General features: G+C 66.6%; 18 protein-coding genes. 7 read left to right on the top strand and 11 right to left on the bottom strand.

Annotation, left to right across the window (positions count from 1 at the left end; translation table 11 throughout):
• Positions 1–50 precede the first annotated feature (50 nt).
• Together tssK and icmH are read left to right on the top strand one after the other, a co-directional pair.
• Complete coding sequence (tssK, locus tag AC56LU_RS10730; protein WP_497175584.1) at positions 51–1,397, top strand: type VI secretion system baseplate subunit TssK; 1,347 nt, start codon at positions 51–53, stop codon at positions 1,395–1,397.
• Positions 1,394–2,155: a type IVB secretion system protein IcmH/DotU gene (icmH, locus tag AC56LU_RS10725; RefSeq protein WP_497175583.1), complete on the top strand. Its 762-nt coding sequence runs from the start codon at positions 1,394–1,396 to the stop codon at positions 2,153–2,155. The genes tssK and icmH overlap by 4 nt, the downstream gene beginning before the upstream one ends.
• A gap of 55 nt (positions 2,156–2,210) precedes the next feature.
• Here the strand turns inward: icmH and AC56LU_RS10720 are convergent, their stop codons facing one another.
• The 4 genes from AC56LU_RS10720 to AC56LU_RS10705 form a co-directional block, all read right to left on the bottom strand.
• A complete protein-coding gene (locus AC56LU_RS10720; protein WP_497175582.1) occupies positions 2,211–2,972 on the bottom strand; it encodes an OmpA family protein in 762 nt (253 codons plus the stop codon).
• Positions 2,973–2,980: 8 nt separating this feature from the next.
• Complete coding sequence (tagF, locus tag AC56LU_RS10715; RefSeq protein WP_497175581.1) at positions 2,981–3,946, bottom strand: type VI secretion system-associated protein TagF; 966 nt, start codon at positions 3,944–3,946, stop codon at positions 2,981–2,983.
• Positions 3,946–7,725, bottom strand: a complete 3,780-nt coding sequence (tssM, locus tag AC56LU_RS10710; protein ID WP_497175580.1) for a type VI secretion system membrane subunit TssM — start codon at positions 7,723–7,725, stop codon at positions 3,946–3,948. The genes tagF and tssM overlap by 1 nt, the downstream gene beginning before the upstream one ends.
• A 114-nt stretch (positions 7,726–7,839) precedes the next feature.
• Complete coding sequence (locus tag AC56LU_RS10705; RefSeq protein ID WP_497175579.1) at positions 7,840–8,682, bottom strand: M15 family metallopeptidase; 843 nt, start codon at positions 8,680–8,682, stop codon at positions 7,840–7,842.
• A gap of 92 nt (positions 8,683–8,774) precedes the next feature.
• Between AC56LU_RS10705 and AC56LU_RS10700 the strand changes: the two genes are divergently transcribed.
• The 3 genes from AC56LU_RS10700 (at position 8,775) to AC56LU_RS10690 (ending at position 13,534) form a co-directional block, all read left to right on the top strand.
• Complete coding sequence (locus tag AC56LU_RS10700; RefSeq protein ID WP_497175578.1) at positions 8,775–9,530, top strand: hypothetical protein; 756 nt, start codon at positions 8,775–8,777, stop codon at positions 9,528–9,530.
• 102 nt (positions 9,531–9,632) lie between these two features.
• Positions 9,633–11,276 (top strand): VRR-NUC domain-containing protein, encoded by a 1,644-nt coding sequence (locus AC56LU_RS10695; RefSeq protein ID WP_497175577.1) that lies wholly within the window; start codon positions 9,633–9,635, stop codon positions 11,274–11,276.
• Positions 11,273–13,534, top strand: coding sequence for an ATP-dependent DNA helicase (locus AC56LU_RS10690; protein WP_497175576.1), 2,262 nt, complete (start codon positions 11,273–11,275; stop codon positions 13,532–13,534). Before AC56LU_RS10695 ends, AC56LU_RS10690 begins: the two co-directional genes overlap by 4 nt.
• On the opposite strand, the gene AC56LU_RS10685 is transcribed toward AC56LU_RS10690, so the two are convergent.
• From AC56LU_RS10685 to AC56LU_RS10655, 7 genes are all read right to left on the bottom strand, one after another.
• The gene (locus AC56LU_RS10685; RefSeq protein WP_497175575.1) at positions 13,531–14,259 is read right to left on the bottom strand and encodes a LytR/AlgR family response regulator transcription factor; all 729 of its coding nucleotides are present in this window, start codon (positions 14,257–14,259) and stop codon (positions 13,531–13,533) included. The genes AC56LU_RS10690 and AC56LU_RS10685 overlap by 4 nt on opposite strands.
• Before the next feature lie 3 nt (positions 14,260–14,262).
• Entirely contained in the window at positions 14,263–15,351 is a 1,089-nt protein-coding gene (locus tag AC56LU_RS10680; protein ID WP_497175574.1) for a sensor histidine kinase, read from the bottom strand.
• Positions 15,352–15,376: 25 nt separating this feature from the next.
• Positions 15,377–16,090: a LiaI-LiaF-like domain-containing protein gene (locus AC56LU_RS10675; protein WP_497175573.1), complete on the bottom strand. Its 714-nt coding sequence runs from the start codon at positions 16,088–16,090 to the stop codon at positions 15,377–15,379.
• Positions 16,087–16,470, bottom strand: a complete 384-nt coding sequence (locus AC56LU_RS10670; RefSeq protein WP_497175572.1) for a LiaF transmembrane domain-containing protein — start codon at positions 16,468–16,470, stop codon at positions 16,087–16,089. The genes AC56LU_RS10675 and AC56LU_RS10670 overlap by 4 nt, the downstream gene beginning before the upstream one ends.
• 198 nt (positions 16,471–16,668) lie before the next feature.
• Positions 16,669–16,842: a hypothetical protein gene (locus AC56LU_RS10665; RefSeq protein WP_497175571.1), complete on the bottom strand. Its 174-nt coding sequence runs from the start codon at positions 16,840–16,842 to the stop codon at positions 16,669–16,671.
• Between the two features lie 37 nt (positions 16,843–16,879).
• Positions 16,880–17,041 carry a hypothetical protein gene (locus AC56LU_RS10660; protein ID WP_169728101.1) on the bottom strand — a complete coding sequence of 54 codons (162 nt, stop codon included), beginning with the start codon at positions 17,039–17,041 and terminating at the stop codon, positions 16,880–16,882.
• A gap of 288 nt (positions 17,042–17,329) precedes the next feature.
• Entirely contained in the window at positions 17,330–20,293 is a 2,964-nt protein-coding gene (locus tag AC56LU_RS10655) for a TonB-dependent receptor (RefSeq protein ID WP_497175570.1), read from the bottom strand.
• Positions 20,294–20,539: 246 nt separating this feature from the next.
• On the opposite strand from AC56LU_RS10655, the gene AC56LU_RS10650 reads away from it, so the two are divergent.
• Positions 20,540–21,505, top strand: a complete 966-nt coding sequence (locus AC56LU_RS10650) for an N-acetylmuramoyl-L-alanine amidase-like domain-containing protein (protein WP_497175569.1) — start codon at positions 20,540–20,542, stop codon at positions 21,503–21,505.
• A 453-nt stretch (positions 21,506–21,958) separates the two neighbouring features.
• Positions 21,959–23,869 (top strand): polysaccharide biosynthesis protein, encoded by a 1,911-nt coding sequence (locus AC56LU_RS10645; RefSeq protein ID WP_497175568.1) that lies wholly within the window; start codon positions 21,959–21,961, stop codon positions 23,867–23,869.
• Positions 23,870–23,903 lie beyond the last annotated feature (34 nt).

Raw genomic sequence — 23,903 nt, 5'->3', positions numbered from 1 at the left:
ATCCGGCGTTGTTTCCGCCAAGCTAGGAATTTCTGGAGCCGGAGGCGCCGATGAGCATGCCAGCGAAGCTACTGTGGGGAGAGGGATTGTTCCTCCGGCCCCAGCATTTCCAGCAGCAGGACCGCTACCACGAAGCGCGCCTGAACCAGACGGCCTGCGCGCTGCACCCCTATGCCTGGGGCGTGCGCAAGCTGGTGGTCGACAGCGACGCCCTGCGCCACGACGTGCTGCGGCTCGAGGAACTCTCGGTCCTGTTCCCGGACGGCGAGGTGTACCGCGCCCCGGATGGCGATCCGCTGCCCCTGCAGGTGCGCCTGGGCGAACTCCCGGCCGGGTTGCAAACGGTCACGTTTCATGCCGCCCTGCCGGCGCTGAAGGCCTGGGGCGACAATAGCGCGCCGGAGGGCGACACCCAGCTTGATGCCCGCTTCGCCAGCCACGAGCGCGACACGCAAGACCTGTACACGCGCGCCGCCGAAGCCCCGATCACCTATTTGCGCAAGGCGCTGCGGCTGGTGGCCGACACCGAGCCGCTGGAAGCCTACGACAGCTTCCCGCTGGTGCGCCTGCGGCGCGTGCCCACCGGCGGCTTCGAGACCGACCCTTCCTTCGTGCCGCCCAGCCTGTCGATCGACGCGGCGCCCGGCCTGCACCTGAACCTGGCGCGGCTGATGGAGAAGCTGCTGGCCAAGGTCAACGCCCTGTACGGGCACATGCGCGAGCCGAGCAAGAACGTGATCGAGATTCGCGGCGGCGACGTCTCAAGCTTCTGGCTGCTGCACACGGCCAGCACCGGCTACGCCGCGCTGTCGCACTACCTCGGCCACCGCGACCTGCATCCGGAGCGGCTGTTCGGCGAGCTCTTGGGGCTGGCCGGCGGCCTGATGACCTACTCGCGCAGCTACCGGCTGGAAGACCTGCCGGCCTACGTGCACGCCGATCCCGGGCCGCAGTTCGCGCGGCTGGACGGCATCATCCGCGACCTGCTCGACACCGTGATCTCGTCGCGCTACTTCACGATCGCCCTGAACCGCGAGCGCCCTTCCTACTACCTGGGCGCGCTCGACTCCGGACGGATCAACCTGCAGACCAGCCTGTACCTGGCGGTGGCGGCCGACATGCCGGCCCTGCAGCTGGTGGACGTGGTGCCGCTGCAATTCAAGGTCGGGGCGCCGGAAGACGTCGACAAGTTCGTGCTCTCGGCCCTGCCCGGCGTGAAACTGGTGCACGCGCCCCAGGTGCCGGCGGCGGTGCCGGTGCGGCCCGATACCTATTACTTCACCCTGGAGAACCGTGGCATGCTGTATGAAACGATGCTGAAATCGCAGGCGATCTCGATCTATGTCCCCAACGGGATCCGCGACCTGCGCCTCGAACTGATCGCGGTGGCGGCATGAGCGCCTTCGTCGAACGGCGCGTGGCGCCGCAACCCGGCCAGAAGCACGAACGTCCGCCCCAGCGCCTGGTGGACATCATGTACGAAGGCTTCTACGCCCTGTTCCTGCTGAAGAACGGCTGCGGCCCGCAGGACAAGGTGGCCTTCGCCGACAACATGACCGCCTTTCTCTCCGACGTCGACCGCAACGCCAAGGGACTCGGCATCTCGGCCGACGACGTCATCGCGGCCAAGTACGCGTTCTGCTCGGCGGTGGACGAGATCATCCTGCGCTCGACCTACGAGGTGCGCGAAGCCTGGGAGACCCGTCCGCTGCAGCTGCGCGTGTTCGGCGACCAGCTCGCGGGCGAGCACTTCTTCCACCGCCTGGAGGACCTGCGCGCCAAGGGCCAGGTGCACGTCGAGGCGCTCGAGGTGTTCCATATGTGCCTGCTGCTCGGCTTCCAGGGCCGCTATGCGCTGGACGGGCGCGACAAGCTGGATTACCTGGTGGCGCGCCTGGGCGACGAGATCGCCCGCATGCGCGGCCGCACCCGCGGCTTCGCACCCCATGCCGAGCGGCCCGACCAGGTGGTCAACCGGCTGCAGAGCGATTTGTCGCTGTGGGTGCTGGGGGCGGTGTTCATGGTGGCAGGGCTGGGGGCCTACCTGGGCTTTCGCACCGCGCTGTCGAACGAAACCGGGACGCAGATGGCGGCCTATAACGACCTGGTGAAGCTGCCGCCGAAGGCGGCGCATGTGACGATCAGCTTGCCGTGACTTCAACGTCAACTTGGGTTCCCGCCTGCGCGGGGACCCAGTTCAATATGCCAACCTACTGAATCACCTTGAACTCGATCCGCCGATTCCGCGCCTTCCCTTCCGGCGTGCGGTTGTCGGCCACCGGCCGGTCCGGCCCTTCGCCCGATACCGCAATGCCATCCGCCGCGATGCCCTTCCCGACGATGTAGGTCTTGACCGCCTCGGCACGCGCCTGGCTGAGCGACAGGTTGCCGGCGCGCGAGCCGGCGTTGTCGGTGTGGCCGATCACCTCCACCTTCACGCCCTTGAGCTTCTGCATCGCCGCGCTCATCTGGTCCAGCACCCCCATCCCAGCCTCGGTCAGGGTCGCCTTGCCCGACTCGAACTCGATGATGCGGTTGGCCAGCGCGGCGTCCAGCACGGCCTGCTCCGACACCGCCACCCGCAGCCCGTTGTTGACGGTGTAGGTCGGGTTCAGGCTGGCAGCGATGTCGCCGGCGATTTTTTGCCGCTGCTCCTCGTTGGCGACGTCGCCGCGCAGGCTGACCATGCTGCCTTCGACCTTGAGCTGGCCGCCCCTGACCAGTTTCAGGTTGGGGTTGATCAGCTTGGCGACATACTCGTTCCAGTGAGCGGGCGCCGCCACGGTGCCGACCGACAGCTGGTCGACCACGCGCGAGGCTCCGTAGACGATGCGGAGGCGATCGATCAGCGCGGCGCGGGTGGTTTCGTCGGCCACTGTGCCGCTGACGACCACCGGCGCATCTTCCGGGCCGTGCTGGGCATAAGCGGCGCCCGCAAGGAGGGCAAGCAGCAGAACTGCAGATGGTTTCATGGGATTTCTCACGTTCCCGCTCCGATGAAGGTCTTCATGAACATGTCGCGCGCCAGTCCGAGCGGCAGGTCGGCCTGGGCCAGGTAGCTGGCCAGCGAACGCACGTCGAGGTCGATATACAGCTGTTCGTCGATCCAGCCGGTATCGCTCAGGCGCACCTGCTGCTCGGCGCCGACCAGCGGATCGACCAGCGCGCGCAGGGTCTCGGCCAGCGCGGCGCAGAAACCCACCACCAGCACCGGCCGCCCCTCCTGGCGCGTAATAAAAATCGCCAGGTCGAAGTTGGAGCGGCGCAGGAACGGCGCCACCAGCTGCAGCCAGAACGCGGCCACCGGGTAGCGCGCCCCGGCATCGTTCGGCAGCGGCAGCACCAGGCTTTTATGCAGTTCGGCCGGCTGGCTGTGCATCACCGGCTGCAGCAGCAGGCCGAGGGCCAGCACCATGCGCGCGAACTGGCGCTCTTCCAGCAGCGCCCCGAGCGAACCGACGGTGCCGTTGGCCATCAGGTGCGACAGCGTCGGTTCGGCGTCGCCCAGCGTGACCGTGGCGTCGGCGATCGCTTGCAGGTGCGGAGCGGGATCGGCCTCGCACAGCACGCGCGGGCAGCGCGCTTCGAGAAAGGCCCACAGCGGCGCGAAAGCCAGCGGGCAGCGCGTGACAAAAGCCGCGGGATCCTGCACCGCATGGGTGCGCGCCGCCAGGAAGGGAAAACGCCGCCCCGACTGGTCGTGGCTGGCCAGCAGGTGGCCGGCGATCGCGTGCCGGCGCGCCGGACCCACCAGCGCAAAGCTCACCGGCGGCATGGCGTCGTAGTTGATGCGCCAGCGCGCGTCCTCGGCCAATTGCGTCATCACCTGGGCCAGCCAGCGATCCAGCATGGCGATGGCGGCCGGGTCGTCGGCCAGCTTGACGAAATCCGCGCGCGCCGGGACTTTGCCGAAGTAGCCGATCCGTTCCGAAGCCGGGCCGCGCATCACTGGCCTCCATTCGCGCTGGCCAGGGCCGGCTGGCCCGGCGGGATTTCGGGGGCGCGGCCGACGATGGTGGTCGGCAGGCGCAGGCCGCGGAAGCCCTGGCCCTGCTCGCCGCTGCCGTTGGCCGCCGCGCTGCTGACGATCTTCAGGTCGACCGTCACCGCCACGTTCCCCGCGCTCCAGCGCAGCTCGAAGATGCCGCCGTCCTTCCTCTTTTTCTGGGCCGCGTCGATCATGCGTTTCAGCCCGGTCTGCCCCGGCTCGTTGAGCAGCTCGACGCTGCGCCCATCGAAGGTGACGGCGGAAATGCGCACGCCGGCCACGCCCTGCGGCCCCGGATGCACCATATTGGTCCAGGCGGGCGCGGTGTTCTTGTAGCGCAGCTGCTGGCCGTCGATGTCGAGCGTGTACTCCAGCGTGCCGGGCGCCGCCTGCGGCAGGATCTGGAAAACCGTCTGCGGCCCGCCGCCGGCGGCCACGCCGTTGGCCGACAAGGGCGCGATCCACCCGGGGAAGCCGGACACCACCTGCGGCGCCAGGCTGATGCCGATGTCGGCCCAGGTGCGCGCCGCCAGCACCCCGCCGCGGTTCACGACCAGCGGCCCCATCGCCGTATTCACGAACCTGGCGACCTGGCCGTCGGGTCCGAAGACCTGGCCGATCTCGCCCGGGGTCGCTTCCACGCTGGAGCCGGCGGCGAACGGGTACTTGGTCGCCAGCATGCGCTGGAACGGTTCCACCACCTGCAGCTGCCAGGTCTTGTTGATCTCGGCCTCGGACGGCAGCACGATCATGGCGAAGGTCTGCGTCAGCGGACGCACCAGCAGCGGGCGCAGCGCGGCCTTCTGGCTGTCGCTCATCCCGGTCAGCATCTGCTCGTCCACGTAGCGCAGCGCATCGGCCAGCTCGGAGCCGTTGCCCTCCAGGGTCTGCTGCATGAACTGCTTGGCGCCGGGGCCGGGGTCGCCCTGGTTCTTCAGGGCGTTCAGGCGAGTGCGCAGCTTGGACAGTGCGTCGAGGTAGCCGGTCATCAGGGAGGCGTCCTTTTCCTTGACCCCGACCAGGCGCGCCACGCCGGCGAACTCACGGCCGATCGGGCCTGCCCCCGAGCTTGCTGCCCCGCCAAGCAGCGTGGACGGGTCGACCGTGTTGGCCAGGGTGCGCGCATCCGAGGGCGCGCGGCGCAGGATGACTTCCTTGAACCAGTCCGCGAAGCCGCGTTCGGTCCTGGACAGGCCGGCAGCTTGAGCGCCCGGGTTATCCCACACGGTCTCGTCGTAGACGGTGCGCAGCAGCTTGGCCATCGGTGAAGACTGCGGGTCGCCGAGACGGTTCATGGCCTGCACGCTGCCCTCGAAGCCCTTCAGGTCGGCGATCGCCACGCCCTGCACGAACTTCAGCCACTCGCGCGCATACTCGGCCTTGTACAGGTCGATCAGCGCCTTCTGGATCTGCTCCGGGCTGCCCTCCAGCGTAAGGTCGTCCTTCGACACGGTTTTCAGCACCCAGTCGGCGCTCTGGGCCTCGCTGCTGGACGCGTCGCGGATGGCGCCCAGCACGTACTCGCGCCAGGCCTGCCGCGTGAAGGCGCCGCTCACCGCATGGCTGCCGGCCACCAGGCCGTGGTCCTGTTCGCCGACGATGCGCGCCACCGTCACCGCCGGATAGCGGGTGGCGGCGCGGGTCTTGATGTCGTTGTAGACGCGTTCGCGTGCCGGCGTGCCGCGCACCACCCGGCGCAGGTGTTCGCGGGTGCTGTCGAGCAGGCTCAGTTTGAGCGTCATCTGCGGCCACGCCGGGTCGTTCACCTGCGACAGGTGGAAGGTCAGCAGGCGCTCGGCGCTGCGGATCATCTGCTCGCGCGGCATATTGCCGCGGTTGGCGTCCAGCCAAGTGCGCCAGTAACGGGTCAGCTGGTCGTTCAGGTGGCCCGGTTCGGCGTGGGTCTTGTCGCCCAACATCAGGTAGGTCTTGAGCGCGTTGTAGGCGTCGGCCACGCTGGTGGCGTTGACGCTCTGGTACTGTCCGCCGGCCGCCGGGCCCGCCGGTGCCGACGCCAGGTGCGCAGTGGCCGTATCGGGAGCGGCGGCGGGCGTGAGCCGGGCCGCGTTCGCATTCACCTCGGCCAGCATGGTTTCCAGCGAAGCCGTCACCGGCTCCACCATCACCGCGCGCACCCCGGCGAAGTATTCGTCGCGCAGCTTGCGCTCCAGCGCCTCGCCCTGGTACAGGCCGAAGCCCAGCGCCCACGGGGTCTCCTTGCGGTATGTCGAGAGCTGTTCGATGCGGTCCTGCAGGATGTCGAGCGCTTCCAGGCGCGACTGCAGGTCGATCCGCCCCGCCTGCAGCTTGGCCACCTTGTCGAGGTCGCTCTTGGCATTGGCGACCAGCTGGCGGTTGCCCATGTAGGACCAGCTCCAGCCGCCCAGCGCGGCGCCCAGCAGGATGGTGGCCCCGAAAAAGGCCGCCACCTTCCAGCGCGCAGCCAGCGGGTTGGTGTAGCGCCGGACCAGGTCCTTGTCGGCGAAGATCACCTTGCGGAACAGGTCGAGCAGGAAGTAGCCGGACTGCTCGGCGACCTCGCCGCCCTTCTGCTCGCGCAGCGCCAGGTCGAAGCGGCTGGCCACGCGCTTGCTCGACAGGTCCTGCACGCTGCCTTCCTGCAGCGCGCTGGTAAAGTAGAAGCCGCGGAATATGGGCTTGAACTGGTAGGTGTTCTCTTCGAATAGCGTAGAGAGGAAGGCGCGCAGCGGCGTCTTGATCGCCGCAAACTCCAGCGGGAAGGTGAACACGCCGGGGCGCATGTGGGTGCTGCGGTTGGCGCCCATGTTCGCCAGGCTCATCTCCTTGAGGCCGTCGTACAGCTCGTCGAAGTGCTCATCGAAGAAGCCCAGCACATCCTGTGGCGCGCTGCGGCGGTTGTAGCGCAGCGTGGCGCCCCAGATGCGATCGCGTTCGCTGCGTTCGGTGTCGGCGAAGAAGTCGGTGAAGCCGGCCACCAGGTCGGCCTTGGTGAAGACCACGTAGACCGGCGCATGCACGCCGAGGCGCTCGGTGAGCTCCTGCACGCGGGTGCGCAGGCTCTTGGCCAGTTCGTGCGAGGCGCTGGTCGGGCCGGCCACCAGTTCGGCCACGCTGACCGCGATCAGGATACCGTTGATGGGCGCCTTGCCGCGGTGTTTCTTGAGCAGGTCGAGGAAGCTGAACCACTCGGCCCTGTCAGTTTCCTCGACCTTGTCCTGCACCGAGTAGCGGCCGGCGGTATCGAGCAGGATGCCGTCGGTGGTGAAGAACCAGTCGCAGTTGCGGGTCCCGCCCACGCCCTGCAGCGCCTTGCTGCCGGGGATCGGGAAGCTCAGGCCGGAACGGGCGATGGCGCTGCTCTTGCCCGCCGCCGGGTTCCCGATGATCATGTACCAGGGCAGCTCGTAGAGTGCCGCGGCGCCCCGCGTCAGCCCCAGCTTGGAGGTCTTGACGGTGGCGACCGCCTCCAGCATGCTCTTGCGCAGGACCGCCATCTCACCGGAGGCGCCGCCCCCTTTCGCGTCGTCGCCGGGGACGATGGCTTCGCGCAGCTGGCGGGCGGCGCGTCCGCGGACGTGGCGCCGGATCGCCCACCAGATGCCCCAGCAGCCAAGCAGGAACAATCCCGCAATAAGGGCCCAGATGGGATCGATGCCGATCAGGCCGGCGCCGATGAAGAGGCAAGCCGCAAGCGCGGCGACGCCGATCGCGACCAGCACGCGGCTGTCGGTCAGTAACTGCCAGATTCGTGCCATGTGGGGACCCGGATGGTGGGTTAGTGGAATGTTCTATAGGAAATGCTCGCACGGGGCCGCCGGGCAACATTTGCGACGGCTCAAGGGTTGCCCGGCCGGGGAATAAAGAGCGCCTCAGCGGCGCATCACGCCGCGCACCCGCATCTCGGTGTGGCCAAGATCCATCATCTTCCAGCGCCCGCCCCAGGTCAGCCCGAGCGACTCGGCCACCTCGCCATATAACTGATAGCCGCGCATGGCCCATGGGTCTTTTTCCGAGATCACCAGCTTGCCGTCGCGCCAGAATGCGCAATCGGCGGCCAGGCCGTACTGGTGCCAGCTCTGGAAGGCGCGCGCATTGGTGACGTGGCTCCCGGCGCCCGCCAGCGCATCCTGGCGTGCCGGGCTGCGGTAACCTTCCAGCAAGGCCATTTCGTAGCCATGCCTTTCCTTCATGATCTTGAAAGCCAGCAGCAGGCGCTGGCTGAAGTCCGGATGCAGCAGGCCCCAGTTGCGGCTGGCGTTCACCAGCATCGGCCGCACCAGCTCGACTTCGGCGGTCGTGAAGGCCATTGGCGGCAGGGCCACCGGCGGCACCAGGCGCTCGCCCTGCAGCAGGGCCGCAACCTGGACGTCGGGGGCTGCAGTCTCGCCTTCGACCAGCGGCAGCATGGCCGGACTGCTCAGGGCCAGCGCCAGCAGCGAGGGAATCAGGATGGCCGGCACACCGATCGCGCACGCGATCCGGTGACGCCGAACGACGCCCAGGATGCTGCTCCAGATATCGCGCGGGATATTCCCCTGTACTGCACCCGCCACCTGGCTGCCTGCGATCCGCCAGCCGGTCGCGCGTTGCGACAGGCGCTGGCGCAATCCGAATAGCCCGCGTGCCACGAAAGACCGCCCGGACGGGAACAAGGCCAGCCAGATCGCCCCGGTTGCGAGACAAAAGTACAGAAGGGCGAGAAAAATCAGCATCGCTTCCTCCAAGATTGTTTCTAATCAGAATTGGAAGAACCCATCTTAGGAGTATTGCCGTGCGGCCACCAGACGAAAATCAATCCCCGTCCATGCGTCCGAACCTGATGTCGCCACGGCGTCTCAGCACCAGGGGCGAGGACAGCATCCTGGCGATGCTCGAGCGCGAGCCGGCGCGCAAGCATGGCAAGGGCGCCTCTTCCGCACGGCATGCCTGGTACGGCGCCGGCGCCACCGCGGCGCTGGCCCTGACCGGCGCGCTGGTCTGGCTGGCGGCCAACAACGACGGCCTGCGGCCCGAGGTGCAGGAAACCGTGCTGGCCGACGCCACAATCGCACCGCCATTGCACGCGACGGCGGCCAGCGCGATGGTCGTGCAGCTTGCGATGGCGCCGGTCGCCGGAGCACCTGACGCCCAGCAGCGCAGCGCGGCCGTGATCGTGGACCAGCCGCCGGCCGAGGCGGCGCCGCCCCTGCGTTTGCTCAGTCCGGCGCAGGACCGGCCAACGCCGGCTGCACGCGCCGTCGACAGGCCCACGCCGCCGCCCCGCCCGGTGGCCGCCACGCCGAGTGCAAGCCCGGCCCCGCCTAAGCCTGCCGCCCGTCCGGTCGCCACCGCGACCCGGCCGAAACCGGTCACGGTCGCGAAAACCGTCGTGCGGCCAGTACAGCCCAGGGCCCAGCGCGGCGTCAACCCTTCCAGGGCCGCGGACGGGGGCGTCGATGCCGACGTGGCGCTGATCTCGGCCGTCATCGTCCATGCCAACGGCCACGCACCCGAAGGCTCGCAGATGACCGAGCTCTTGTGCCCGAATGACAATTGCCGGGCCCGTCCGCCCCGCGATTAACGTGGCGAAAAGCCCCCAATTGCTTCGAAAACTCGGGTTACTGCTGGGCTAGTGATCCCTCGTGGCGTTATACTGTACATAAGCACAGTAAGGCGGCACGAGATGATCAGGGTCCTGGAAAACGAGTTTTATTATCTGGATAACTTCCAGCGCGTCCTCGACTGGATCGGCGAACGCTATCGCGACCTGCTCGACGAGGACGAGCTTGCCTTCCTCGCCGCCTTCCCCGCGCTGTCCCGGAATGCGCGCGCGCTGTTCGTGCGCATGGTCATGCGCAAGGGGAACTTGTTCCGCGCCAGTAAGCTGGTGTATACCGAAATCGGCTGTCCGGTCGAGGCATCAAGCCAGCTGCTCGGCGCCGGCTGGGTCGAAGCCGACCCGCTGCTCTCGCTCGACGAGCTGTTCGACCTGTTGTCCAAGCCCGAAATCGCCGAGGCATTCGGCGCCCACCTGCCGCACAAGAACGCACGCAAGGGCGAGCAACTGGACGCACTGCGCGCGGGCTTCGCCGACAGCCGCCCCTTTTCAAGCTGGCACGCAGGCTGCGGCGACGCCGCCCTGCGCATCCTGGTCAAGCCGCTGTGCGACCGCCTGCGCCTGATTTTCTTCGGCAACCTGCACCAGGACTGGACCGAATTCGTGCTGGCCGACCTCGGCATGTTCCGCTTCGAACAGGTCGAACTCTCGCAGGCCTCGCGCGGTTTCCGTTCACGCGCCGACGTCGACCACTACATCCTCCTGCACGGCTGCAAGGAACGCTTTTACGCCGGCGAGTCCCTCGACGTAGTGCTGCGCGACCTGCCCGCCCACGTGTTCGACAACGACTGGCTGGCCGGCCGGCGCGAAAAGCTGTTGTTCCAGATCGGCCAGGGCTTCGAGAAGCTGAAGGACTGGGGCAATGCCCACGCGGTCTACGCGCGCTGCCGCTTCCCCGGCGCACGCGGACGCGCCATCCGCGTGCTGGAAAAGCACGAGCGCTTTGACGATGCCTACGCCCTGTTCCAGCTGGCCCAGGAGGCGCCGGAGAGCGAAGCCGAGCGCCAGCAGCTGGCGCGCATCGGGCCGCGCCTGGCGCGCCGCCTGGGCCACGCCCGGCTGCCGGCGCGCAAGCCGGTCGTCCAGCGCCTCGACCTGTGCCTGCCGATGCCCGGTGAGGACTGGTGGGTCGAAGGCGTGGTGCGCGACCACCTGGCAAGTGCGGACGGGCCGGTGTTCTACGTCGAGAACGCACTGGCCAACTCGCTGTTCGGCCTGCTGTGCTGGCGCGCGGTGTTCGCGCCGATTCCGGGCGCCTTCTTCCACCCCTTCCACCGCGGTCCGGCCGACCTGCACAGTCCGGACTTCCACCAGCGCCGCTCGGCCGAGTTCGCGGCCTGCCTGGCCGAACTCGAGGACGGCAGCTACCGCGACACCATCCGCCGCAATTTCCTGGAGAAGGCCGGCATCTCGTCGCCCTTCGTCTACTGGGGGACGCTGAGCGAAGAGCTGCTCGAACTGGCGCTGGCCTGCATTCCGCCCGCGCACCTGCGCAAGTGGTGCGAGCGCATCCTGGTGGACGTCAAGGCCAACCACACCGGCTTTCCCGACCTCATCCAGTTCTGGCCACTGGAGGGCCGCTACACCATGATCGAAGTCAAGGGCCCGGGCGACCGCCTGCAGGACAACCAGCTGCGCTGGATCGACTACTGCGCCGCGCACGGCATGCCGGTGTCGGTGTGCTACCTGCAGTGGGAGCAGGCCGCTTGACGGCTGGCGCCACCTACACCGTTGCGGTGCGGTCCCTGTGCGAGTTCACCGCCAAGCAGGGCGACCTCGACCTGCGCTTCACACCCTCGCCTACCGCCCAGGAAGGCATCGCCGGGCATGCGGTCGTGCAGGGCCGGCGCGGGGCCAGTTACCGCACCGAAGTGTCGCTCGACGGCGGCTGGGGGGACCTGGTGGTGCGCGGCCGCGCCGATGGCTACGACCCGGACCAGAACCTGATCGAAGAGATCAAGACCTACCGCGGCAAGTTCTCGTCGATTCCCGACAACCACCGGCACCTGCACTGGGCCCAGGTGCGGGTGTACGGCCACCTGCTGTGCCGCCAGCTCGGGCTGGAACAAGTCCACCTGGCGCTGGTCTACTACGACATCGGCAGCGGCCAGGAAACCGTGCTGCGCGAAACGCGCAGTGCGCCGGACCTGTCGGCGATCTTCGCCGGGCTGTGCGAACGTTTTTCGGCCTGGGCCGCCCAGGAAGCCGCTCACCGCGCCGCGCGCAATGCGGCGCTGGACGCGCTGCGCTTCCCCCATGCGGCATTCCGGCCGGGCCAGCGCGAGCTGGCGGAAAACATCTACCGCGCCAACACCAGCGGGCGCTGCCTGCTGGCGCAGGCGCCGACCGGCATCGGCAAGACGGTGGGGAGCCTGTTCCCGGTACTGAAAGCGATGCCCTCGCAAAGCCTCGACAAGATATTCTTCCTGGCCGCGAAGACGCCAGGCCGGCGGCTGGCGCTGGACGCCGCCACCAGCCTGGGCGCCGGGACCGGCATTCCCCTGCGGGTACTCGAACTCACGGCGCGCGACAAGGCCTGCGAGTATCCCGACAAGGCGTGCCAGGGCGACGCCTGCCCACTCGCGAAAGGTTTCTACGACCGCTTGCCTGCCGCGCGCGCGGCGGCAGCCGCCAGGTCGGCATCGACGCTGCTCGACCGCGAGGCCCTGCGCGAGGTCGGGCTGGCACACGATGTCTGTCCCTACTATCTGGGCAGCGAAATGGCGCGCTGGGCCGACATGGTGGTGGGCGACTACAACTATTATTTCGACGGCAGCGCCATGCTGTACGCGCTTGCGCTCGAGCGCGGCTGGAAAGCCAGCGTGCTGGTCGACGAAGCCCATAACCTGGTCTCGCGTGCCCGCGCGATGTACAGCGCGGAGCTGGATCGCGGCAACCTGCGGGTGGCGCGCGCCAATGCGCCCGAGATCGTCAGGAAGGCGCTGGATCGGGTCGGCCGCGCCTGGACCGGCGTCGACAAGGAAGCGCCGGCGCCTTACCAGGTGCTGCCCGAACCGCCGCAAAAAATGCTGGACGCGCTGCAGAACGCCACCAGCACCGTCAACGACTACCTGGTGGATTCAAGCGGCCCGCTCGACCCGGACTTGCAGCGCTTCCATTTCGACGCGCTGGGCTTCATCCGCCTGGCCGAATCCTTCGGCGAGCATTCGCTGTGCGACCTGTCGCGTGCCGGCCTGCGGGATTCGGTCCTCAGCATCCGCAACGTGGTGCCCGCGCCCTTCCTGGCGCCGCGCTTCGCGCACGCCGCCTCGGCGACCCTGTTCTCGGCCACGCTCAGTCCCTGGCATTATTTCAGCGACCTGCTCGGCATGCCCGCAAGCACCGCCTGGGCCGACGTCGCCTCGCCCTTCAGCGCCGCCCAGCTCGAGGTCCATATCGCCGCCGGCATCTCGACCCGCTACCAGCAGCGCGCGGCCTCGTTAGGGCCGATCGCGGAACTGATCGCGCGCCAGTATGCGACGCGTCCCGGCAATTACCTGGCTTTTTTCAGCAGCTTCGATTACCTGGAACAGGTCCTGGACGCGCTCGCGGCGCGCCATCCGGAAGTCCCGGCCTGGCGCCAGGAACGGCGCATGAGCGAGGCGGAGCGCGCCGCCTTCCTGGAGCGCTTCGCACCTGGCGGACGCGGGGTCGGTTTCGCCGTGCTGGGCGGCTCGTTCGGCGAAGGCATCGACCTGACGGGCGAGCGCCTGATCGGCGCCTTCGTGGCCACCCTCGGCCTGCCGCAGGTGAACCCGGTGAACGAACAGCTGCGCGCGCGGATGGGGGCGATGTTCGGTTCCGGCTACGACTACACCTACCTGTATCCCGGCATGCAGAAGGTGGTGCAGGCCGCCGGCCGCGTGATCCGCACCGAAACCGACCGCGGCGTAGTCTGGCTGATCGACGACCGCTTCGCGCGGCCCGAGGTGCGCGCCCTGCTGCCCGGCTGGTGGGACGTGGACTAGCGCATCAGTTCACGCACTTTCTGGTAGCCGCTGCGGCTGATCGGCAGCCTGGCGCCGTCTTTCAGCACCGCGCAGTAGTTGTCCTTGCTGGCCGGTTCGATGCGCGCGATTGCGCCCACGTTTACGATGTAGGAGCGGTGGATGCGGATGAACATCTGCGGATCGAGCTGGGCTTCGAGCTCGGACAGACGCTGGTTCTTGAGGTACGCCTTGCCTTCCGCCGTCACCTGCACGTAGTCGTCCTGCGCCTCGATGTAGTCGATAGCGCCGCTGGGGACCACATGCACGCGTGCGCCATCCTTGATCAGCACGCGCTCCAGCATGCCGCGCCTGTGCGCCGCGTCGGCCACTACCGCTTCCATCTGCCCCGGCTGCGGCCGCCGGCTGCGCGCATGCGCCAGTGCCTGCGCCAGCCGTTCGCGGCTGAAGGGCTTGAGCAGGTAATCGATCGCGTGCACCTCGAAGGCCTTCAGCGCGAATCCGTCGTAGGCGGTGGCGAAAATGTAGTGCGGCTTGGGGCCCGCCAGCTCGACCACCTCGAAGCCGTCGAGCTTGGGCATCTGGATGTCCAGGAAGACCAGCTCCGGTTCGAGTTCGCCGATCGCCTTCACGGCCTCGAAGCCGTTCGCGCATTCGCCCACGACCTCGATGTCCGGATGGCCGGCCAGGTATTCGCGCAGCAGCGCGCGCGCCAGGTGTTCGTCGTCGACGATCAAGACCCGCATCGATCATTTCTCCTCATTCTCCGCGGGCAGCACGAGATCCACCCGGAACAGATTGTCTTCGCGCGTAAAGTAGACGCTGCCTTCCCTGCCATACGCCGCCGCCAGCCGCTGGCGCACGTTCACCAGCCCGATGCCGCTTTCGGCCCGCACCTCGGCCCGCGCCCCGGCGTCCGCCGGATCGACGTCGTTCTCGACCCGGATGCGCAGCAGCGATCCCGCGCGTTCGGCGGCAACACGGATCATACCGCCTTCCAGCAGCCCGCCGATCCCGTGCTTGACCGCATTCTCCACCAGCGGCTGCAGGATCATCGGCGGCAGCAGGCAGGCCCCGGCGCCATCGCCGATGATCGATTCGAAAGCGAGGCGCGGACCGAAGCGCACCTGTTCGATCGCCAGGAAGCGCTCCACCAGCGCCACTTCATCCGTCAGGCAAACCTTGCGATGCGCCTCCAGGCCGAGCGTCTGGCGAAAGAAGCCGGCCAGCAGCAGACACATGTCGCGCGCGCGGTCCGCGTCGATCATCGTGAGCGCGCTCACCGAGTTCAGGCTGTTGAACAGGAAGTGCGGGTCGATCTGGGTGCGCAGCATGCGCAGCTCGGCATCCTGGGCCAGCAGGCGCGACTCCAGTTCGCGCGTCTCGGCGCGGCGCGCCCGTTCGAACTCGATCGCCAGGTAATGGGCCACCGCGGTCATCCAGTACAGCAGCACGCCGATCCCCAGCATCAGCGCCACGAAGGGCCGGCTGAACGCCACCGCGTCGGCGCCCGAACCGGCCAGCGCCAGCCGGCACAGGGCGGCCCAGGCGCTGGCGGCCACGCACCACAGGAGCGCCGCACTGAAACCGCTGAACAGGAACACCGACAGCACCGCACCCAGCGAGCGCTGGGCCAGCGGATAGGCGCGGCACAGGTAGTAAGCGGAAAAGCCGCAGGCGATGGCGTAGCACAGCGTCAGGGGCAGCGCGAACAGCAAACTGGCGCCGGCCCCGGCGCCGGTGGTGGCCACGATCAGTCCCGCCAGCAGCACGCCCAGCATCAGCCAGGCCAGCAGGTAGAGGGCGACGCTTCGCCGCGCCCGGAACGCGCCGTTCATCGCCGGGTTGCCAAGGATTGCGCCATCAGTTGCGCACCTCGACGCCGCCCATGATCGCGTAGCCGCGGATGACCAGGCGCTTCTGGTTGTGCGGCGGATTCGCCGTCTTTTCCTCGAAGCCCCCCATGATCGGGGTGCCCTGCAGGACCACCGTCCAGTCGGGCGGACACTTGATGGTCACGCCGCCCCAGAACGCGAACACGTTGATCACCGCTTCGTCCTGGATCGAGGCCGTGCGCATGTCGAGCGAGCAGCCGCCCATCACCGCGGTGATTTCGCCGCCGCGGAAGTTCTGGGTGGTGACCCGGCGCTCGAAACCGCCCAGGATGGCGGCCACGTTGACCACGTCGTTTCCGGGACCGCCATCATCCTTGAAAGGCGATCCGGTCGCCGCAGCGCGGCGTGAGTCCAGCGCCTTGTACAGGACGAAGCCGCCGGCGCCGATCAGGAACAGCGGCCAGAAGGTGCGGACGTCGAAGTCGATGACGCCTGTCCGGTCCAGGATCATCAGGACCCCGAGCCCGATCAGGCCACCGCCCATCAACTGGCCGTGTCGGGTCTGGGTGTCGCACAGCTTGACCGTGCCGGCGATGATGAACACCATCGGCCAGAAGCTCACGATGCGGCGGATCTCGATGAAGTCGAGGTTATCGAGCAGGAACAGCAGGCCCATCAGGATCACGAGCAAGCCGAGCACGACCTGGCTGGTGACGCCCTTCGGTTGGAATTGGTCTTTCATTGCTTGCTCTCCGGTTGATTGAGGGCGCTCTGCTGGGCAAAGCGGCGCGCCACCAGGGGCTGGAACACCAGTTTGACGCCCCAGGCCAGGATGAACAGGGGCCAGCTGTTACGGAAGCTCAGGCCGAAGATGTGTTCGAAGCAGGCGAACAGCCACAGGCCGATGAAGATGGTCCACAGGCCGTTGCCGAATTCGCGCGGGCTCGGGTAGCCGATGGTCTGGTTGATGCCGATGACGACCAGCAGCAGCGGCCAGTAGTGCCAATAGGCGCCGGCGTCGATGTAGTACAGGCGGTCGAGCAGGACGACCGTGCCGACGACGATCAGGAGCAGGCCCCAGACGGCCTGTTTGCGCCAGCGGTAAGCTTCTTCGGTATGCATGTTGCGTCACTCCTCGTGTGTGGATGGCATGAACACAGCTTACCGGAAGGGCGAGTGCCGGCGAAAGCGGCTTTCGGTGAACGGCGGTGGGCGGGCGGTGAATGGCGAAGAATTCGGCGAACGAAGGATGCGCCTGGCGACGGACGTAAAAAAGCCCGCCATGGAGGCGGGCCTTCGGACAAGCTTTCGGTCGACAGGTCAGGCCGAAGCCGACAGGTCCATCTGCGGACGGCCCTTGACCTGGTTGCGGTACTTGGCGCGGGCTTCTGCCAGCTTGACCGCTTCGCGCGCGATGTTGGTGCGGCGGATCTCGAGGCGCTCTGCCTTGCCGCGGTGTTGTGCCTCGTGTTTGTTGCCGATCTTCTTGGTCATGAACGTCTCCTTGGTGGACACCGTATGCACGGCGGAGTTAGGAGCGGTTGGTCCCCATCTTGAGATCGGACGGCATCAGCATGCCCCAACCGAGCTGGCGGCGGATTTCCTCCGGCGTCGGCGGCGGCGCACTGTCCCGTGCACGGCGTTCGAGGTATTCACGTACCAGGTGCTTGGGTGGCTGCTTGATCTCGGACATGGCGACCTCCACTTCCGTTGGGGGCCGCCGCCTGCGCGCCGGCCCGAATTGGTGCCGGTCCTCGAGGCGACCGGCTAACCTGTTGAGCTGTCGGTACCGTGCGCGTAACGCACAGGTCCCTCACTCAGACAGGTCCATCTTACCGATGGGTCGCGATAGTCACCGTTAAGTGCCGCACACTTTTCGATAGGTCCCCTCCTACAAGGCCGCGGGCACGGCTGGAAGTACGCCGTCCCCAGACGAAAAAAGGGGAGCCGGAGCTCCCCTTCAAGACGGATCGACGATGAATCAGAAGCGGTACTTCAGGTTCAGGTAGTAGATACGGCCGCTGACGTCCAGCTTCTGCTGCTCTTCTTCGCTGTAGCGATAGTAGGCGCGCTTCACGTTGGTCAGATTGGTTGCGTTGAACTGCAACTGCAGGTTCTGCGTCAGGTTGTAGCTTGCGTTGAATGCCAGCGTGGTCACCGGTGCGGCGATGGTCGGCGCGACCGGCATCAGGATGCCGTTGATGGTCGACAGGCCCTGGCTGTTGGCGTTCGGGGCCGGCGCGGTCGACGTGTTGATGTACTCGCTGCGGTAGTTGGCGACCAGGCGCGCCGACAGCTTGTCGTCCTCGAAGTACACGCCCAGGTTGGCCGCGTATTCCGACGCGCCCACCATCGGACGGCCATCGTCGACGCGGGTGCGCGACTTGCTGGCGTTCGAGGTGAAGCCGAAGCCGGTTTCGCCGAACGGCTGTTCGTAGATCACTTCGATGCCGCGGATGCGGGCGCCCTGCTGCGAGGCCGAATTGACCGCGAAGGTCTTGATCTGCGAATCACGCGGATCGAGCAGCTCCACCGTATCCTGGCCGGCGACGCCGGTCTTCGGATAGCCGGTGATGTTCGAGGCGAACAGGTTGAAGCCGAACATCGAACGCTTTGCGAAGTACCAGGAATAGGACAGGTCGATGTTCTTGGAGAACAGCGGCTCCAGGTTCGGGTTCGGGCCGGTGACCTGGCAGACGCCGTCGGTACAGGCCGGCGAGCCATAGCCGGCGCCGAGCAGGTTGTAGTTCTGGCGCGCGATGGTCTTGCTGGCGCCGAAGCGCAGGATCTGGTCCTTGGTCAGCTCGTAGCGAATGTTCATGCTGGGCAGCAGGTTGTTGAACGTGCTTTCCTTGGCCAGCTTGCGGTACATCACACCCGAATTGATCACGAAGGGCACGTTGTCGTAATACTGCACGCCGTCGCTGGCGGTCGTGATCGCGTCCGGCACCGCGGCGCAGGTCGTCACCGGCTTGCCGGGTTCCGTGCGCGGGCACAGACCGGCCGGGAGTGGCGAAGGCACATTGGCGTTGATCTTGGTGCGTACATAGCGCAGGCCGAGGTCGCCCGACCAGCGGTTGCCTTCCAGGTTGGCCATCAGGTAGGCCGCGCTCTGGCGCTCGCGCATGTCCAGCTCGGTCGAGACGCGGCGCTCCCAGTCGGCGTTGGTCGGCTTGTAGTTGGCGGCGAAGTAGGCCTTCAGCGCTTCCGGGGTCAGGGTCCAGCTGGTGTTGTCCCAGCCGGCCGGGCCGTCAAGGTCGGCGCCGAAATCGGACGGATACGGAATGAAGTTCGACCCGGCGAGCGGCTCGTTCGCCGACAGGGCGCCGGTGCGCAGCTGCGGGAAGCGGCGTGCGCTCTCGCGGCGGTGGTCGGCATGGCGCGCGCCGAAGTCGAGCGACTTCACCATTCCGCGGTCGAGCTTGTATTCGGCGTCGAGGTTGAGGCTGGTTTCCTTGTCGGTGGTCTTCACGCCCGACGCGGCGCGGCCGCTCAGCATGAAACCGCTGCCGTCGGCATTGCGGCCCGGGACATTCGGACCGGTGCCGAGGTACTGGACGAACGGCGCGTCACGCAGGTCGCCCAGCGCATAGCGCACGCCGGTGCCATAGCGGGTGTAGGTCAGGCCCTGGTCGAGTCCGGTCTGGCCGACGCCCTTGGTGGTGGACAGCAGGCCCTTGACGGTCAGGTCCGGGCTGACGCGATACTTGACGTCGAGGTCGAGGAAGGCGCTGGTGGCCTTGGCGCCCTCACGGTAGGCGCCCTCGGTTTCGCCGATGTATTGCGGGGTGGTGCCCGCCGGGTAGACGATGTCGGCCGACTTCAACACTTTCAGATCATGGCCGTAGATGGTGCGCTCGTTGACGATGACCGGGTTCTTGATCTGCGCGTAGACGCGCTGGCCGTTGGAGCTGGTCGGCGCGGCGCCGCCCTGGATGCCGCCCAGGCCGCGCAACATGCTGAACATGGCGCCGGCATTCAGACGGCCGAAGTTATCGGCCTTCATCTCCGAATGGAAGCCGGTCATGGTCATGTCGAGGTCGGCGTTCGGCTTGAACTGGGCCGAGAACATGCCGCCCTTGCGGTCACGCACGCTCTCGACGAATTCGGTGCTCATCGAACCCGGAATGCGCACGCCGTTCAGGTCCGCCGCCTTGAAGCCGGTGCCGGCCAGCGAGGCGTCGGTGATGCCCAGCATGGTGGAAGTATTGATCACGTCCCAGCCGCTGCCGCCCGAGTAGGCGAAGCGCGATGCCGAATCGCGGCGCACGTGGCGTTTCTCGGCGAAACCCTGCAGGATGAAGCCGAAGGTGTTCGCCTCGTTCTTCCAGTTCATGGAGGCATTGGTGTCGTGCGCGGCCTTGCCCGGCAGTTCCGAGTACACGGCGCCGAGGTTGACCACGCCGGTCAGGCGCTCTTTTTGCGCCAGCGGCTTGCGGGTGGACACGTTGATGGTGCCGGCCATGCCGCCGTCGACGATGTTGGCCTGCGAGGTCTTGTAGACGATCGCCTGGTTCAGCACCGATGACGGCATCAGCGACAGGCTGGTCGAGCGGCTGCTGGAGAGCTGGTCGGCGACATACCAGTCGCCGCCCGAGACCGTGTGGCCGTTGAACAGGATCAGGGTGTGGTCGGGGTTGGAGCCGCGCATGGCGACCTTCTCGGCCTCGTCGTAGTCGGTACGCACGGCCACGCCTGCAAGGCGCTGCAGCGAGTCGGCCAGGTTTTTGTCAGGCATCTTGCCGACGTCTTCAGCGGTGATCACCTCGACGTTGGCGCCCGCATCGCGCTTAACGGCCAGCGACTTCGCCATCGAGGCGCGGATACCGGTCACCTCGACGGTCTGGATCTGGCCTGCCGGTGCATCCTGCGCGAGGGCCGGGGCGGCGGCCAGGCTCCACACAGCCAACGATACGGCCGCTGCGAGCGGCTTCTGCTTGAACATGACGTCTCTCCTGAGTTTATAGCTATTGGTATGCAATTGGTAGGCGTTTCTCAGCCATGGTCGGAGTATTGATGATGAAATGCTTGCTGAATAATCACTTGTTTTCACCTGTATATAACTTTCAGGAATGTACATATTCGACCATCGTCGAAGTTATAGTGAAAGAACAAAATTTCATTCCCTTTCAGGCACGAGCGGTAGTAGCGTGGCAGCATCTTCATCACCTCGTTTGTCTCTTTTTTGCAAATGCCCCTCGCCCATCGCCTCAGTAGCCTGCTGCTTGCCGGCGCCGCCCTCGCCGGCTGCGCCAGTGCGCCCCCGACCGCGCCCTCCACCACCACGCCGCCTGCGGAGATTCCGCTCGCCACGGTGCTGCAGAAGCCCCTCTACCAGATGACGCCCCAGGAAGCCGGCCGCTACATCGCCTACATCCACGGCGCCGAACCGGACCTGCGCAAGCGCATCGCGGCGATCGGCCGCAAAAATCTCGGGCAGCCCTACTCGCTGCACCTGCTGGGCGAATTTCCGTATGAAATACACGACAACCTGCCGCTGTTCAGCCTGAAGGAAAGCGACTGTGTCGTGTTCGCGGAACACACCTATGCAATGGCGCTGTCGCAGTCGTGGGAGGAGTTCTTCTGGATGCTGCAGCGGATCCGCTACCGCGACGGCGTGATCGGCGTGGCCAGCCGCAACCATTACACCGAGATGGACTGGAACGTGGCCAACCGCTGGCTGGTGACCGACGTCAGCGCGGAACTGGCCGGACCAGGCGGGCCCTCGTATGCGATGACGGTGGACCGCGCGCGCTTCCTGCGCACCCGCCACGCTACCATCCGCGACATTCCGGTCGAGAGCAGCCGTCAGGCCTACGTGGCCAAGGAAGGCGTGGCGGCCATCGCCGCCCGGCTGCAGGAAGGCGACTTCGTGAACGTGATCTCGACCCGCAACGGCGAATACTGGGCTTCGCATGTCGGCCTGGTGGTACTGGGGCCGGACGGCGAACGGCGCCTCCTGCACTCGCAGGCGCCGCAGGTACGCGAAGAAAGCTTCGACTCCTTCATCGCACGCGCTCAGGAGCGCGAGGCGCGCAATGCGCGCGAGGGCAAGCCTGGACAGGTGCTGGCCGGCTTCAAGTTCCTGCGCCTGAACGAGCACATCACGGTGCCGCCGATGGCGCCGCAGCCCCGTCCGGGCATTCCTGGCGCCTGAGCCGCTGCCTTCCGGCTCTGCCCCTCGCAACGCGCCGCCATGCCGGCGCGTTTTTGTTTCCGCTCCCTTCCTCAAGCTCGGTCGTGCGCAGAGAACCTTGCACGCGACCTGCTCATCAGTTCCGCTCATCAATTAAATAATCAATGGAAATGAAATAGGCGATTTATTTCTTATTTTCATTTCCTATATTTATTTTTCGTACCTTTCTAATTAATTCACTTGCCGCCGTTGAGTCAGGTCAAACTCCGTTAGTAGTAGCCGGCCGATAATAAATTTACAAAACTTCTTTATTGTTTCATTCCCTGCCCTCTGGATAACGACCGGATTATCTCGTTCTATGCATTACCGCGCCCGATTGTATTTAGGCTTCGATTAATTCCTAACCCGCAGCGGATTGCCATGCCCAATTTCAGATCCGATCTTTTCAGCCAGCTTTTGATAAGGATGGTGTCGATGAGCCGCACCAGCAAAATCGCCCTGATGGTAGGGTGCGACCTGCTGGCACTGCCGGTCTGTTTCCTGATCGCGATGATATTGCGCGGCGGCGATCTACAGCTCGCGCAGAATTTCGGCCCGGCGTCCTATGCGCTTGTCGCCGTGGTCACGATCGCCGCGTTTTCGGTATCCGATTTATACCGGGCCGTCATCCGTTTTATCGACCAGCGTTTACTCAGTTTTACCGGTGCGGCACTCGCATTCGCTATTTTATGCGTGTATGTCGTATTAATCATCATGAACGAGCCACGCTTTCCGCGCAGTGCGCTCGCCATTTACTGGTTCGTGGTTTTCTCGTATGTCGTGATTTCCCGGATCGGCCTGCGCAACCTGCTCCGTGCCTATGGCGGGCGGCCCGCCGGCAATTCGGATGCAGTCGCCGTGTATGGCGCCGGCGACGCCGGTGCACGCCTGGTACAGGCAATGCGCCATAGCGACGAATACCGCCCGGTCTGCTTCTTCGACGACAAGCGCGCCCTGAACGAACGCACCATCGCCGGCCTGCGCGTATTCAACACCACGCGCCTGGCCGAACTGGTAGCAAGCCAGGGCATCAGCACCATCGTGATCGCCCTGCCCTCGGTGTCGCCCGAGCGGCTGCGCGACATCATGCAGCGCCTGGGCCAGGCCGGGGTGCCGGTCAAGATCCTGAGCCGCCTGGTCGACCTGGCCGACGACCGGCCGCCGGCACGCGATTCGATCCGCGAACTCAAGTTCGAGGACCTGCTGGGACGCCCTCCGGTGCCCCCGCGGCTCGACCTGTTCGCCCGCTGCGTGCGCGGCAAGAGCGTGCTGGTCACCGGCGCGGGCGGCTCGATCGGCAGCGAATTGTGCCGCCAGATCGTCACGCTCACGCCCACCGAACTGCACCTGCTCGATCACTCCGAATACGCCCTGTACACGGTGCGCCAGGAGCTGACCGCGCGCTTCCCGGGCCTGGCCATCCATGCCCACCTGGGCTCGGTCTGCAACGACGAACTGCTCGAGCGCGTCCTGCGCGACGGCAAGGTGAACACGATCTACCACGCCGCCGCTTACAAGCACGTGCCGCTGGTCGAAGCCAACATCGTCGAAGGACTGCGCAACAACGTGATCGGCGCCCAGGTGGTGGCCAGCGCAGCCGCCCGCCACCAGATCGAGACCTGCGTGCTGATCTCGAGCGACAAGGCGGTGCGTCCCACCAACATCATGGGCGCCAGCAAGCGCATCGCCGAACTGATCTTCCAGGCGGCCGCCGTGCGCCACGGCGCCCACACGACCTTCTGCATGGTCCGCTTCGGCAACGTGCTCGGGTCGTCCGGTTCGGTGATCCCGCTGTTCCAGCGCCAGATCGCACGCGGCGGCCCGATGACCATCACCCATCCGGAAGTGTCGCGCTACTTCATGCTGATCGCCGAGGCGGCCCAGCTGGTGATCCAGGCCGGCGCCATGGCCAAGGGCGGCGACGTCTTCGTGCTCGACATGGGCGAGCCGGTCAAGATCGTCGACCTGGCCCGCACCATGATCGCCATGTCGGGCCTCACCGAGCGCACCTCGCAGAACCCGCGCGGCGACATCGAGATCCAGTTCGTCGGCCTGTTCCCCGGCGAGAAGCTGCACGAGGAACTGCTGACCGACGGCACCGTCTTCCCGAGCGAGCACCCGCGCATCATGCGGATGAAGGAAAGCGCGCTGCGCCCCAGCGTGCTGGAAACCTGCATCACCTGCCTGATGATGGCCTGCGAGACCCACGAGCGCGGCACGATCGAATCGATGGTCAAGGCCATCGTCGCCGAGTACGTGCCCACCTCGCCGGTGGCGCCGCCGCCCCTGGTGGCCGACACCCAGGCCCCGAGCCTGATCAAGCGATTCGTGCCATTCCGGATCTGAACCTTCACCCACCGCTACTCACCGACGAGGAAAC

The sequence above is a fragment of the Telluria sp. PB2R4 genome (assembly GCF_059685695.1).
This window is presented reverse-complemented; position numbering and strand designations above follow the sequence as displayed.

Excerpts from the sequence above, each read along its gene's own strand:
- tssK (WP_497175584.1), top strand. The coding sequence starts at position 51 with ATGAGCATGCCAGCGAAGCTACTGTGGGGAGAGGGATTGTTCCTCCGG.
- icmH (WP_497175583.1), top strand. The coding sequence starts at position 1,394 with ATGAGCGCCTTCGTCGAACGGCGCGTGGCGCCGCAACCCGGCCAGAAG.
- AC56LU_RS10720 (WP_497175582.1), bottom strand. The coding sequence starts at position 2,972 with ATGAAACCATCTGCAGTTCTGCTGCTTGCCCTCCTTGCGGGCGCCGCT.
- tagF (WP_497175581.1), bottom strand. The coding sequence starts at position 3,946 with ATGCGCGGCCCGGCTTCGGAACGGATCGGCTACTTCGGCAAAGTCCCG.
- tssM (WP_497175580.1), bottom strand. The coding sequence starts at position 7,725 with ATGGCACGAATCTGGCAGTTACTGACCGACAGCCGCGTGCTGGTCGCG.
- AC56LU_RS10705 (WP_497175579.1), bottom strand. The coding sequence starts at position 8,682 with ATGCTGATTTTTCTCGCCCTTCTGTACTTTTGTCTCGCAACCGGGGCG.
- AC56LU_RS10700 (WP_497175578.1), top strand. The coding sequence starts at position 8,775 with ATGCGTCCGAACCTGATGTCGCCACGGCGTCTCAGCACCAGGGGCGAG.
- AC56LU_RS10695 (WP_497175577.1), top strand. The coding sequence starts at position 9,633 with ATGATCAGGGTCCTGGAAAACGAGTTTTATTATCTGGATAACTTCCAG.
- AC56LU_RS10685 (WP_497175575.1), bottom strand. The coding sequence starts at position 14,259 with ATGCGGGTCTTGATCGTCGACGACGAACACCTGGCGCGCGCGCTGCTG.
- AC56LU_RS10680 (WP_497175574.1), bottom strand. The coding sequence starts at position 15,351 with ATGAACGGCGCGTTCCGGGCGCGGCGAAGCGTCGCCCTCTACCTGCTG.
- AC56LU_RS10675 (WP_497175573.1), bottom strand. The coding sequence starts at position 16,090 with ATGAAAGACCAATTCCAACCGAAGGGCGTCACCAGCCAGGTCGTGCTC.
- AC56LU_RS10670 (WP_497175572.1), bottom strand. The coding sequence starts at position 16,470 with ATGCATACCGAAGAAGCTTACCGCTGGCGCAAACAGGCCGTCTGGGGC.
- AC56LU_RS10665 (WP_497175571.1), bottom strand. The coding sequence starts at position 16,842 with ATGACCAAGAAGATCGGCAACAAACACGAGGCACAACACCGCGGCAAG.
- AC56LU_RS10660 (WP_169728101.1), bottom strand. The coding sequence starts at position 17,041 with ATGTCCGAGATCAAGCAGCCACCCAAGCACCTGGTACGTGAATACCTC.
- AC56LU_RS10655 (WP_497175570.1), bottom strand. The coding sequence starts at position 20,293 with ATGTTCAAGCAGAAGCCGCTCGCAGCGGCCGTATCGTTGGCTGTGTGG.
- AC56LU_RS10650 (WP_497175569.1), top strand. The coding sequence starts at position 20,540 with ATGCCCCTCGCCCATCGCCTCAGTAGCCTGCTGCTTGCCGGCGCCGCC.
- AC56LU_RS10645 (WP_497175568.1), top strand. The coding sequence starts at position 21,959 with ATGAGCCGCACCAGCAAAATCGCCCTGATGGTAGGGTGCGACCTGCTG.